11 protein-coding genes and 2 tRNA genes are annotated in these 12,304 nt (G+C 65.8%); 4 read left to right on the top strand and 9 right to left on the bottom strand.

Annotated features, from left to right (window positions below; all coding sequences use genetic code 11):
- Positions 1–3 precede the first annotated feature (3 nt).
- On the bottom strand, positions 4–1,287 hold the full coding sequence (gene clpX / locus AWC06_RS18925) for an ATP-dependent Clp protease ATP-binding subunit ClpX (RefSeq protein ID WP_085199539.1): 1,284 nt from the start codon (positions 1,285–1,287) through the stop codon (positions 4–6).
- Positions 1,288–1,491: 204 nt separating this feature from the next.
- On the opposite strand from clpX, the gene mmuM reads away from it, so the two are divergent.
- Positions 1,492–2,415: a homocysteine S-methyltransferase gene (gene mmuM / locus AWC06_RS18920; protein ID WP_085199538.1), complete on the top strand. Its 924-nt coding sequence runs from the start codon at positions 1,492–1,494 to the stop codon at positions 2,413–2,415.
- Here mmuM and clpP2 read toward each other — a convergent pair.
- The 4 genes from clpP2 to AWC06_RS18900 all read right to left on the bottom strand — a co-directional run bounded on the left by clpP2 (position 2,412) and on the right by AWC06_RS18900 (position 5,246).
- Positions 2,412–3,047: an ATP-dependent CLP protease proteolytic subunit ClpP2 gene (gene clpP2 / locus AWC06_RS18915; protein ID WP_085199537.1), complete on the bottom strand. Its 636-nt coding sequence runs from the start codon at positions 3,045–3,047 to the stop codon at positions 2,412–2,414. The two genes, mmuM and clpP2, sit on opposite strands and share 4 nt — an antisense overlap.
- Positions 3,044–3,631: an ATP-dependent Clp protease proteolytic subunit gene (locus AWC06_RS18910; protein ID WP_085200046.1), complete on the bottom strand. Its 588-nt coding sequence runs from the start codon at positions 3,629–3,631 to the stop codon at positions 3,044–3,046. The genes clpP2 and AWC06_RS18910 overlap by 4 nt, the downstream gene beginning before the upstream one ends.
- A gap of 107 nt (positions 3,632–3,738) precedes the next feature.
- Positions 3,739–5,118 (bottom strand): trigger factor, encoded by a 1,380-nt coding sequence (gene tig / locus AWC06_RS18905; RefSeq protein ID WP_085199536.1) that lies wholly within the window; start codon positions 5,116–5,118, stop codon positions 3,739–3,741.
- A 54-nt stretch (positions 5,119–5,172) separates the two neighbouring features.
- A tRNA-Pro gene (locus AWC06_RS18900) sits at positions 5,173–5,246 on the bottom strand.
- A gap of 126 nt (positions 5,247–5,372) precedes the next feature.
- On the opposite strand from AWC06_RS18900, the gene AWC06_RS18895 reads away from it, so the two are divergent.
- Together AWC06_RS18895 and AWC06_RS18890 are read left to right on the top strand one after the other, a co-directional pair.
- Positions 5,373–5,443 (top strand) — tRNA-Gly (locus tag AWC06_RS18895).
- 69 nt (positions 5,444–5,512) lie between these two features.
- The gene (locus AWC06_RS18890; protein WP_085199535.1) at positions 5,513–6,697 is read left to right on the top strand and encodes a serine hydrolase domain-containing protein; all 1,185 of its coding nucleotides are present in this window, start codon (positions 5,513–5,515) and stop codon (positions 6,695–6,697) included.
- Positions 6,698–7,140: 443 nt separating this feature from the next.
- Here the strand turns inward: AWC06_RS18890 and AWC06_RS23100 are convergent, their stop codons facing one another.
- The 4 genes from AWC06_RS23100 to AWC06_RS18870 all read right to left on the bottom strand — a co-directional run bounded on the left by AWC06_RS23100 (position 7,141) and on the right by AWC06_RS18870 (position 9,567).
- Positions 7,141–7,494: an Mtp family mycobacterial-type pilin gene (locus tag AWC06_RS23100; protein WP_139820126.1), complete on the bottom strand. Its 354-nt coding sequence runs from the start codon at positions 7,492–7,494 to the stop codon at positions 7,141–7,143.
- Positions 7,495–7,628: 134 nt separating this feature from the next.
- On the bottom strand, positions 7,629–8,435 hold the full coding sequence (locus tag AWC06_RS18880) for an Fpg/Nei family DNA glycosylase (RefSeq protein WP_085199534.1): 807 nt from the start codon (positions 8,433–8,435) through the stop codon (positions 7,629–7,631).
- Between the two features lie 2 nt (positions 8,436–8,437).
- On the bottom strand, positions 8,438–8,917 hold the full coding sequence (locus AWC06_RS18875) for a ribose-5-phosphate isomerase (RefSeq protein WP_085200045.1): 480 nt from the start codon (positions 8,915–8,917) through the stop codon (positions 8,438–8,440).
- 38 nt (positions 8,918–8,955) lie between these two features.
- Complete coding sequence (locus AWC06_RS18870) at positions 8,956–9,567, bottom strand: mycothiol-dependent nitroreductase Rv2466c family protein (protein ID WP_085199533.1); 612 nt, start codon at positions 9,565–9,567, stop codon at positions 8,956–8,958.
- A gap of 103 nt (positions 9,568–9,670) precedes the next feature.
- Here AWC06_RS18870 and pepN point away from each other — a divergent pair, with 103 nt between their 5' ends.
- Positions 9,671–12,232 (top strand): aminopeptidase N, encoded by a 2,562-nt coding sequence (pepN, locus tag AWC06_RS18865; protein WP_085199532.1) that lies wholly within the window; start codon positions 9,671–9,673, stop codon positions 12,230–12,232.
- Positions 12,233–12,304: the final 72 nt, after the last annotated feature.

Below are 12,304 nucleotides of genomic sequence, written 5' to 3'. Positions count from 1 at the left end.
GGGTCAGGCGCTCTTGTCGCGCCGCTCGGTGCGCGACGGCTTGCGCGGCACGATCGTCGGCAGCACGTTGTCCTGCACGGTCTCCTTGGTCACGACGACCTTGGCGACGTCGTCGCGGCTGGGGATGTCGTACATCACCGGCAGCAGCACTTCCTCCATGATCGCGCGCAGACCGCGGGCCCCGGTGCCGCGGTGGATGGCTTGCTCCGCAATGGCTTCCAGCGCGTCGGCGGAGAATTCCAGCTCCACGTTGTCCATCTCGAAGAGCCGGGTGTACTGCTTGACCAAGGCATTCTTCGGCTCGGACAGGATTCTGACCAATGAATCCATGTCCAGGTTGGTCACCGAGGCGACCACGGGCAGCCGGCCGATGAATTCGGGAATCAACCCGTATTTGATCAGGTCTTCGGGCATCACTTCGGCGAAGTGATCGGTGGTGTCGATCTCGGCCTTGGAGCGGACCTCCGCGCCGAAGCCCAGCCCGCGTTTGCCGACGCGGTCGGAGACAATCTTCTCCAGCCCGGCGAACGCACCGGCCACGATGAACAACACGTTGGTGGTGTCGATCTGGATGAACTCCTGGTGCGGGTGTTTGCGGCCGCCCTGCGGCGGCACCGACGCCTGGGTGCCCTCGAGGATTTTCAGCAGTGCCTGCTGCACGCCCTCGCCGGAGACGTCGCGGGTGATCGACGGGTTCTCGCTCTTGCGGGCGATCTTGTCGACCTCGTCGATGTAGATGATGCCGGTCTCGGCGCGCTTGACGTCGTAGTCCGCGGCCTGGATCAGTTTGAGCAATATGTTCTCGACGTCTTCGCCGACATAGCCCGCCTCGGTCAGCGCGGTGGCGTCGGCGATGGCGAACGGCACATTGAGCATCTTGGCCAGCGTTTGGGCCAGGTACGTCTTACCGCAGCCCGTTGGGCCGAGCATCAAGATGTTGGACTTGGTCAGCTCGACAGGTTCGCCCGAACGGGAGTCGCGCGTCTTCTCGCCGGCTTGGATCCGCTTGTAGTGGTTGTAGACGGCGACGGCCAGGGTCCGCTTGGCGGTGTCCTGACCGATGACGTAACCCTCCAGGAAATCCCGGATCTCAGCGGGCTTGGGCAGCTCATCGAGTTTGACGTCGTCGGCGTCGGCGAGTTCCTCTTCGATGATCTCGTTGCACAGATCGATGCACTCATCGCAGATGTAGACACCAGGACCCGCAATGAGCTTTTTGACCTGTTTCTGGCTCTTGCCGCAGAAGGAGCACTTCAGCAAGTCACCGCCGTCTCCGATGCGCGCCATGGTGCTGAGGGCCTACTTCCTGTTCACCGTTTCGTGCTATGCCGCGTGTATTTCCCGACGCTACCCGCTTGCTCTACGGCGATGCGACCGTTAGAGGCGAATCGCGTCGGTGATATTCGTGCCTGTCCGTTGTGAACATATCGCCTGAGGACGGCGAGCGCGCGCCGGAACGCGCCGCCGTGTCTTTGGCGTGTCGCGGCCGTTATGCGACCGAGAGGCGGACCGGCGGGGCCACCCTACATTAGATGTGTGGGATTCGCCGTGCCCGACGATACCGCGCTGATCGCCGATGGCGGCCTGGCGACCGAGCTCGAGGCGCGCGGCAATGATCTCTCAGATGCGTTGTGGTCGGCGCGGCTGCTGGTGGATGCGCCGCAGGAGATCACCGCCGTGCATTCGGCGTTCTTCCGCGCCGGGGCGATGATCGCGACCACTGCCAGTTACCAGGCGTCGTTCGAGGGCTTCGCCGCCCGCGGGATCGACCGTGATGACACTGTGCGGTTGCTGCGGCGCAGCGTGGAGCTTGCCAACGCTGCGCGGGACGAGGTGGGCATGGGATGGGTGGCCGCTTCGATTGGGCCATACGGCGCCGCACTGGCCGACGGGTCGGAATACCGCGGACGCTACGGGCTGTCCGTTGCGCAGCTGCAAGCCTGGCACCGGCCCCGGCTGGACGTCCTCGCCGATGCCGGCGCCGACGTGCTGGCGCTGGAAACCATCCCCGACGTCGACGAGGCCGAGGCGTTGGTGAACGTGGTGCGCCGGATCGACATGCCGGCCTGGCTCAGCTACACCGTCGACGGCACCTCCACCCGGGCCGGTCAGCCGCTGGCCGACGCGTTCGCCGTCGCGGCCGGGGTGCCGGAGATCGTCGCGGTCGGGGTCAATTGCTGCTCGCCCGACGACGTGCTGCCCGCGATCGGCCTGGCCCGACAAACCGGCAAACCCGTGATCGTGTATCCCAATAGCGGCGAGCGCTGGGATAGCGGTCGGCGCGGTTGGGTTGGGCCACCGCGGTTTTCGGCTCGGTTGGCCCCACAGTGGTTGGCAGCGGGAGCGCGCGTTGTCGGCGGGTGTTGCCGAGTGCGGCCGGACGATATTGCGGAGGTTGCGGCAGCGGTGGCCTAGGCCGGCTGCGCCGAGAGTTTGCGGTATTCGAGCACGGTGTCGATGATCCCGTAGTCCTTGGCCTCTTCGGCGGTCAGGATCTTGTCGCGATCGGTGTCCTTGCGGATCACCGCGGCGTCCTTGTTGGTGTGGCGAGCCAGGGTGGTTTCCATCAGCGTGCGCATCCGCTCGATTTCCGCGGCCTGGATTTCCAGGTCCGAGAACTGGCCCTGAATCACCCCCGACAACGACGGCTGGTGGATCAACACTCGCGCATTGGGCAGCGCCATCCGCTTACCCGGTGTTCCGGCGGCCAGCAGCACGGCCGCGGCCGAGGCGGCTTGTCCCAGACACACTGTCTGAATGTCGGCGCGAACGTATTGCATCGTGTCGTAGATCGCCATCAACGAGGTGAACCCGCCGCCGGGTGAGTTGATGTACATGGTGATGTCGCGGTCGGGGTCCAACGACTCCAACACCAGCAGCTGCGCCATGATGTCGTTCGCCGACGCGTCATCGACCTGGACACCGAGGAAGATGATCCGCTCCTCGAACAGCTTGTTATACGGGTTCGACTCCTTGACGCCCCAGCTGGAGTGCTCGATGAAGGACGGCAGGATGTAGCGTGCTTGCGGCTGGATTTCGGGGTTCATGATGGTGCGACTCCGTTGGTCTCGGCGCGGGTGATGATGTGGTCGACGAACCCGTACTCCAGCGCTTCCTGGGCGGTGAACCACCGGTCGCGATCCGAATCCGCCATGATGCGCTCCACCGGCTGGCCCGTGAATTCGGCGTTCAGCCGGAACATCTCCTGCTTGATGACGGCGAACTGCTCGGCCTGGATGGCGATGTCGGCGGCACTACCGGTCACGCCGCCCAGCGGCTGGTGCATCAGGATGCGGGCGTGCGGCAACGCGTAGCGCTTGCCCTTGGTGCCGGCGGCCAGCAGGAACTGGCCCATCGACGCGGCCATGCCCATCCCGTACGTGGCGATGTCGCACGGCGCCAGCACCATGGTGTCGTAGATGGCCATGCCGGCGCTGATCGACCCGCCCGGGGAGTTGATGTAGAGCGAGATGTCTTTGGTCGGGTCTTCGGCCGCGAGCAGCAGAATCTGCGCACAGAGCCGGTTGGCGATGTCGTCGTCTACCTGCGACCCGAGGAAGATGATTCGCTCGGAGAGCAAACGCTCATAGACCGAATCGATGAGGTTCAGACCCTGCGTGTTCGAACGCATGTCACCGCTCACTGTGGAGTACCTGCTTTCTCGAGTTCCATATGCACCGACATTAACCAACCGGAGCGGTCGCGCACTCCCTGAAGTCCCGGCGTTCGCTCACAGCGTCATGCCGAGTCGCCGCTGACCTCCGCGGCCTCTTCGGCCTCATCCGTCTCCTCCGCAGTCCGGCGACCGAAGAACTCGCTGGTGTCGATCACGTTTCCGTCGGTGTCGGTGACCGTGGCCGCTTCGACCACAGCGGCGATGGTCAGCCCGCGACGCACATCGGCGAACATGGCCGGCAACTGGTTGTTCTGCTGCAGATAAGACAAGAGCTGTTGCGGCTCGATGCCGTACTGCTGCGATGTCATCACCAGCCGTTCGCTGAGGTCCTCCTGGCTCACCTGGATCTCCAGGTCGTCGGCCAGCGCGTCGATCAGCAGTTGGGTCTTGACGCTCTTCTCCGCCGCCGAGCGGGTATCGGCGTCGAACTCCTCGCGTGAGGAGCCGCGCTCGGCGAGCGCCTCGGCGAATTTGGCTTCGTCGTGGTCGAGGCCATGGATGGCGTTGTGCACGGTGTTGTCGACCTGCGCCTGCACGATCGCCTCCGGCAGCGGCATGTCCACCTGCTCCAGCAGGGCATCCAGCGTGGCGGCCTGGATCGCCTCCGCCTGCTGGACGCGCTTGACCCGGCGCACCTGGTCGGCAAGGTTAGCCCGCAGTTCGTCGATGGTGTCGAATTCACTTGCCAATTGGGCGAATTCGTCATCAGGTTCGGGCAGTTCACGCTCCTTGACCGACTCGACGGTGACGGTGACCTCGGCGTCCTCCCCCGCGTGTGGACCGGCCGCCAGTTTGGTGGTGAAAACCCGGGATTCCCCGGCCGACAGGCCGACGATCGCCTCGTCGAGACCGTCGATGAGCTGGCCGGACCCGACCTCATGGGACAGGCCCTTGGTCGCCGCCTCCGGTACTTCTTGCCCGTCGATGGTTGCGGACAAGTCGATCGAGACGAAGTCACCGTTGGCGGCGGGCCGGTCTACTCCGGTCAGCGTTCCGAACCTTGCCCGCAGGGACTGCAGTTCGGCCTCGACGTCGTCGTCGCTGACCTCGATCGGGTCCACCGTGATCTTCAGCGCGCTCAGGTCGGGCAGGGCGATCTCCGGTCGCACGTCGACCTCGGCGGTGAAGACCAGTTCCTCGCCGTACTCCTTTTTCGTCACCTCGATGTCGGGCTGCCCGAGCGGTCGCACGTCGGATTCGGTGACGGCTTGGCCATAGCGGCTGGGCAGTGCGTCGTTGACCACCTGATCGAGCATCGCTTCGCGGCCGATGCGCGCTTCCAAAAGCTTGGCCGGTGCCTTTCCGGGACGAAACCCGGGCAGGCGGACCTGCTTGGCCAGCTCCTTGTAGGCGCGGTCGAAGTCAGGTTGCAGCTCCGTGAACGGCACCTCGACGTTGATGCGAACCCGGGTGGGGCTCAGCTGCTCGACGGTGCTCTTCACGGGTGTGCTCCTCGGCGTGTCGGTCCTGGCGGTCGGTGGGTGCTGCGGCTCGGGTCGGGGTGACAGGATTTGAACCTGCGACCTTCCGCTCCCAAAGCGGATGCGCTACCAAGCTGCGCTACACCCCGCGCTGACCTCGCGATCCTACGGCCCGACCCCGCCGTCCCGGCAGCGACCTCACGGCGAAGTCACGGGGCGGCATCATTTGGATTTGATGTCTGCCGCGACGTACAGTCTCGCTCGACTAATACATTGCGGGCGTAGCTCAATGGTAGAGCCCTAGTCTTCCAAACTAGCGACGCGGGTTCGATTCCCGTCGCCCGCTCAAAGCCGGGCTCGCCGACAGTGAGGCCCATTAGGCTCAGGAGGCCGACACATCCAGCACACAGGCGCCATGGCCGCTATCGAGATTCACGGTTCGTGCGCGTCGCGGTTCGCAAAGGTACGCGACGCATTCGAGCAGAACTTTGCGCTGCGCAACGAGGTTGGCGCGGCCGTCGCAGCCTGGGTGGACGGCGAACTCGTCGTCAATTTGTGGGCCGGTTCGGCCGACGCGGCCGGCACCCGGCCATGGCGGGAAGACACCCTGGCCACGGTGCTCTCCGGCACCAAGGGGCTGACCAGCACGTGCATACATCAGCTCGTCGAGCGCGGTGAGCTCGACCTCGATGCGCCGGTGGCGCGGTATTGGACCGAGTTCGCGCAGGCGGGCAAGGAGGCCATCACCATCGGCATGGTGATGAGTCACCGGTCGGGCGCGATCGGCCCGCGTACCCGGATGCCGTGGCAGAAGGTCACCGACTGGGATTTCGTGTGTGAGCAGTTGGCCGCCGCCGAACCGTGGTGGGAGCCCGGCACCGCACAGGGCTACCACATGACCACCTACGGCTTCATCCTCGGCGAGGTGTTCCGCCGGGTCACCGGTCGGACGGTCGGCCATTACCTGCGCACCGAGATCGCCGAGCCGCTCGGCGCCGATGTGCACATCGGCATGTCCCGCGCCGAGCAGCGACGCTGCGCCGATCTGGTGAGCAAGCCAACCATCCGCCAGATGCTGGCCGACGTGAACGCTCCCGGATACCCAACGTCATTGGCCGAACATCCGAAGGCGGGGCTCGCGGTCTCGATGGGCTTTGCCCCGGACGACGAACTCGAATCCAACGACCTGGAGTTGTGGCGGGAGCTGGAGTTTCCGGGCACCAACGCGCAGGTGTCGGCTCTTGGCCTTGCGACGTTCTACAACGCGCTGGCCCAGGAGAAACTGCTCAGCCGCAAACAGATGGACATGGTCCGGGTGTCGCAGGGCGGCTTCGAGACCGATCTGGTGCTTGGCCCACGGGTCGCCGATCACGGGTGGGGTCTGGGCTACATGCTCAACCAGCGTTGTGTCAACGGGCCCAACCCGCGGATTTTCGGCCACGGCGGCCTCGGCGGATCGTTCGGGTTCGTCGACCTCGAGCACCGCATCGGTTACGCGTATGTGATGAATCGGTACGACGCAACCAAGGCCAACGCCGATCCGCGCAGCGTCGCTCTCAGTAACGAGATATACGCCGCACTCGGGGTCAAGCAGGGCTGACGACGTTGCGGTGGCTAGTGTCCGCCACCACCGCCGCCGCCATTACCGCCCCCGCCGGGACCGTTCGGCCCTGGCGCTCCAGGACCGGGTCCATTCGGACCAGGACCGGGACCATTCGGACCAGGCCCCGGACCGTAATTTCCGCCGCCGGGGCCAGGCCCTGGGCCGGGTCCGGGGCCGTTGCAATACGGACCGTTCCCCGGGTTCCAGGCATCGCCCGGGTTGCACGGGAAGTTCTGGAAGGACGTCACTTGTGCTTGTCCGTCACCCGCGGCGCCCAGCCCGACGAGGCCCAGGCCCGCCGAAACCATGGCCGTCGTCGCGGCGACCCGTATAGATCTCTTCATTCCGGACGCATACCCGCACTGTTTCCGCAGGAAACAGACAAGGCCTGAAGTGACGGCCGCGGATTGTCCGCGGCCGTCACTTGGACTGTTGTTCTGTTAGTGGCCGGGTCCGTGGGGCCCTGGCCCGCCAGGTCCGCCGGGCCCGCCAGGTCCACCGGGTCCGGGGTGCCATCCGGGGCCACCGGGCCCGCGCGGAGGCGGGCCCCCGGGTCCCCATCCCGGTCCCCAGTGCGGGTCGGGATGGGGGTTGGGTCCGGGTCCCCGCCAGTTTTCGTGGCAGCCGTTCCAGTCCCAGTTGGGACCCCAGATCGGGTCCCAGAAGTCGCCAGGGCACCACTGCGGGAAGGGGCCGGGCTGGGCTGCGGCGTCGGTCGCGGTGGCCAAACCGGCCAACCCGAAACCGGCAGCGAGGACGGCTGTTGCTGCGGCTATGCGTGCGATGTTTTTCACTCGGCCTTGGTATCAACTGAACCTATGTGTGAGATATGAAGGACGGTTGAAATACCTTGGCCACCAACGTTGATCACTACAAACGGTGACAGGTGAATTAGGTCACAGCGCAGGAGGCGACATGCCGTGGGTGTCTATCTCTGGCACGTCGGGCACCAGAAGACATTTCGGCCTTCCAGCTCGGCAGTGCGGATCTCGGTTGCGCATACCCGGCAGGCCTCGCCAGCGCGCCGATACACGTAGGTACGCGGTCGTCCGGGTGCGTATGACGGCGGGCCGCAATCATGCTCAGGACGCACGGCGATGATCTTGCCGCGGCGCAGACCGACTTTCATCAGCGCGACCAGGTCGGTCCATGCCGCGTCGAATTCGGCCTCGCTGATGTGCTGGCCGATCCGGTACGGGTCGATTCGGTGACGGAACAGCAACTCGCTGCGGTAGACGTTGCCGACGCCGGCGATCACCGTCTGGTCCATGAGTAGCGCGCCGATTGGCCTGCGCGACTTGGTAATCCGCGCCCACGGCCACGCCGGATCGGCGTCGCGGCGCAGCGGGTCGGGCCCGAGCCGGGATACCACGTCGGCGACCTGCGCATCGTCGAGAACCTCGCATACCGTCGGACCGCGCAAATCCGTGCCGTATTGCGCCCCGATCATCCGCATCCGCACCTGCCCGACCGGAGGGGGCATCGCAACATCGGGCGGTCGTACCCATTCGGTGAATGTGCCGTACAGGCCGAGGTGCACGTGCACGGTCGGACCGCCGGCGTAGTGGTGAAACAGGTGCTTTCCCCAGGCGCTGGCACGCTTTAGCACCCGGCCGTCGACAGCGGCGGCCGCCGCAGCGAATCGGCCCTGCGGGCTGGACACCGACACCGGCGCACCGGCATAGCGTCGCTGGTGCAGCCGAGCCAGTCGATGCAGGGTGTGGCCCTCAGGCACGATCAGTCGTCGGCGCCGGGCACCGGCGGAGCCTGGTGGGTGCGCTCGTATTCGTCGAGTATGTCGATACGCCGTTGGTGGCGTTCGGCTTTCGACCACTGCGTGGTCAGAAACGCATCGACGATGGCAAGGGCTTCGGGAACCGTGTGCATCCGGCCGCCGATGCCGATCAGTTGCGCGTTATTGTGCTCCCGAGCCAGCGACGCGGTCTCTACGCTCCATCCCAGCGCACAGCGGGCGCCGGGGACCTTGTTCGCGGCGATCTGTTCACCATTGCCCGATCCGCCCAACACGATGCCGAGGCTGCCCGGGTCAGCCACCGTCCGCGTTGCGGCGGCGATGCAGAACGCCGGGTAGTCGTCGTCGGGGTCGTAGTTGAAGGCGCCACAGTCGATCGGCTCGTGCCCGGATTTGCTTATGTGTTCGATGATCTGCTGCTTGAGCTCGAAGCCGGCGTGGTCGGAGCCGAGGTATACGCGCATGGCCGACATTCTGCCCGACGCCTACCGCTACGCGGCCGTTAGTCGAATTCGGGCCGTTCGGTTCGGGTGCGCTTGAGCTCCCAGAAGTGCGGATAGGCGGCGAAGGTCACCGAGGCATCCCACAACTTGCCGGCCTGTTCGCCGCGCGGGATCTTCGACAGCACCGGCCCGAAGAACGCGATGTTGTTGACGTGGATGGTCGGGGTGCCGACGTCCTCGCCGACGGCGTCCATCCCGGCGTGATGGCTCTTGCGCAGCGCTTCGTCGTATGCGTCGCTCTCGGCGGCGTCAGCCAATTCGGCGGGCAGCCCCACCTCATCCAGCGACTGCTTGATGACCTCGTCGAGGTCTTTGTTGTCTTCGTTATGGATGCGGGTGCCCATCGCGGTGTACAGCGGCGCGAGCACCTCGGGGCCGTGGGCCTGCTCGGCGGCGATGGCCACCCGAACCGGTCCCCATGCCTTCTTCATCCCTTCCCGATACTTCTCGGGGAGATCTTCGCGGCCCTCATTGAGGATTGCCAGGCTCATCACGTGGAAGTTCACGTCGATGTCGCGGACCTTCTCCACCTCCAAGATCCAGCGCGACGTGATCCACGCCCAGGGGCAGAGCGGATCGAACCAGAAATCGGCGACTGACTTGTCGGGCATCGCGGGGTCCTCTCGTCGACGGTCGGGATAGCCGTCCAGCACAACCGTAGCGGTGCGAGGACTGTTCCCGACGGCTCGGGCCGATCGCCGTTAGGTTAGACGTGTGGCACTTCCCAACCTCACCCGCGACCAGGCCGTCGAGCGCGCCGCGCTGATCACGGTCGGCGCCTACCGGCTCACCCTCGATCTGACCGACGGCGACGGCGGCCCGGGCGAACACACCTTCCGGTCGGTCACGACCGTGGAATTCGACGCCCTCGCCGGCGCCGAGACCGTCATCGACATCGCCGCCGACACGGTTCGGGGCGCCACCCTGAACGGACGCGAACTCGACGTCTCGGCGTATGACGAGTCCACCGGCATTGCGCTGACCGGCCTGGCCGAGCACAACGTCGTCGTCGTCGACGCCGACTGCCGCTACTCCAACACCGGCGAAGGGCTACATCGTTTCGTCGACCCGGTCGACGGCGAGGTGTATTTGTACTCGCAGTTCGAAACCGCCGACGCCAAGCGGATGTTCGCCTGCTTCGACCAGCCCGATCTCAAGGCGACGTTCGATCTGTCGGTGACCGCACCGCAGCACTGGCAAGTGGTTTCCAACGGCGCCACGGTAAGCGTCGAGGGCGGTGTACACACGTTTGCCGCCACACCGCGGATGAGCACCTACCTGGTGGCGTTGATAGCCGGACCATACGCGCGCTGGGACGATGTCTACAGCGACGAGCACGGCGAGATCCCGTTGGGCATCTTCTGCCGGGCGACGTTGGCGGACTTCATGGACGCCGAGCGGCTGTTCACCCAAACCAAGCAGGGGTTCGGCTTCTACCACAAGCACTTTGGGGTGCCGTACGCGTTCGGCAAGTACGACCAGTTGTTCGTCCCTGAATTCAATGCCGGCGCGATGGAGAACGCGGGCGCGGTCACGTTCCTGGAGGACTACGTCTTTCGAAGCAAGGTCACCCGCGCGTCGTATGAGCGACGTGCCGAAACGGTGCTGCATGAGATGGCGCACATGTGGTTCGGCGACCTGGTCACCATGCGCTGGTGGGACGATCTGTGGCTCAACGAGTCGTTCGCCACCTTCGCCTCGGTGCTCTGCCAAAGCGAAGCAACGGAATTCAACCAGGCGTGGACGACGTTCGCCAACGCCGAGAAGTCGTGGGCCTACCGGCAGGATCAGCTGCCGTCGACGCATCCCGTGGCCGCTGACATTCCGGACCTGGCTGCGGTCGAGGTCAACTTCGACGGCATCACCTACGCCAAGGGCGCCAGTGTGCTCAAACAACTGGTCGCCTACGTCGGGCTCGAGCATTTCCTGGCGGGCCTGCGCGACTACTTCAAAACCCACGCCTACGACAATGCGACGTTCGACGATCTGCTGGCCGCGCTGGAGAAGGCCTCCGGTCGCGATCTGTCCGACTGGGGGCGCCAGTGGCTCAAGACCACCGGCCTGAACACCCTGCGGGCCGATTTCGACGTCGACGCCGAGGGCCGCTTCACCCGCTTCGCGGTGACCCAGAGCGGCGCCGAGCCGGGCGCCGGCGAGACGCGCGTGCATCGGCTCGGGGTCGGGATTTACGACGACGACGGCGCCGGCCGGTTGGTCCGGGTACATCGCGAGGAGCTCGACGTCACCGGCTCGAGCACGGAAGTCCCCGCGCTGCAGGGTGTTTCACGAGGCCGACTGGTCCTGGTGAACGACGACGACCTGACCTACTGCTCGCTGCGGCTGGACCCTGAGTCACTACAGACCGCGCTGGACCGCATCGCCGACATCGCCGAACCACTGCCGCGCACCCTGGTGTGGTCGGCGTCCTGGGAGATGACGCGCGAGGCCGAATTCAAGGCCCGCGACTTCGTGTCGCTGGTATCCCGCGGCGTACAGGCCGAGACCGAGGTCGGGGTGGCTCAGCGGCTGCTGATGCAGGCCCAGACCGCGCTGGGTTCCTACGCCGAGCCGCACTGGGCGGAATCGCAGGGCTGGCCGGCGTTCGCCGACCGGTTGCTGGAATTGGCCCGCGGGGCCGAGGGCGGCTCGGATCACCAGCTGGCGTTCGTCAATGCGCTGTGCGCGTCGGTGCTCTCGGAACGTCATACCGGGGTGCTGTCGGCGCTTCTCGACGGTGACCCGGCAGCGCAAGGTCTGGCCGGATTGGTGATCGACACGGACCTGCGCTGGCGCATTGTCACGGCGCTGGCCACCGCGGGGATGATCGACACCGACGCGATCGACGCCGAGGTGCAGCGCGATCCGACGGCGGCCGGCAAACGACACGGCGCCCAGGCCTCGGCGGCACGCCCACAATCGGCGGTCAAGGAGGAAGCCTGGCAGCAGGTGATCGAGGACGATGCACTGCCCAACGTCGTGGGGCGTTCGATCATCGCCGGCATCGTCGCGCCGGGCCAGGCGGAATTGCTGAAGCCGTTCACCGCTCGCTACTTCGCGGCGATACCCGGGGTGTGGCAGCGCCGGTCCAGTGAGGTCGCACAGACGGTGGTCATCGGCCTGTACCCGTCCTGGGACATCAGCGAAGACGGCGTCGCCGCCGCCGAAGAGTTCCTCTCCGACCCCGAAGTGCCTCCGGCGTTGCGGCGGCTGGTGTTGGAGGGGCAGGCCGGGGTCAAGCGGTCGCTGAGAGCGCGCCGCTTCGATAGCGGCGACTAACCCGCGAGATTGCCGTCACGGTCGTGATTTTCGGAAAATCACAGCCCTGGACGCAATTTCGCGGGGCCCATC

It is taken from the genome of Mycobacterium fragae, assembly GCF_002102185.1.
GTDB classification, from domain to species: domain Bacteria; phylum Actinomycetota; class Actinomycetes; order Mycobacteriales; family Mycobacteriaceae; genus Mycobacterium; species Mycobacterium fragae.
Note: the sequence above shows the minus strand (reverse complement) of the source record. Positions and strands in the feature narration are given on the sequence as shown.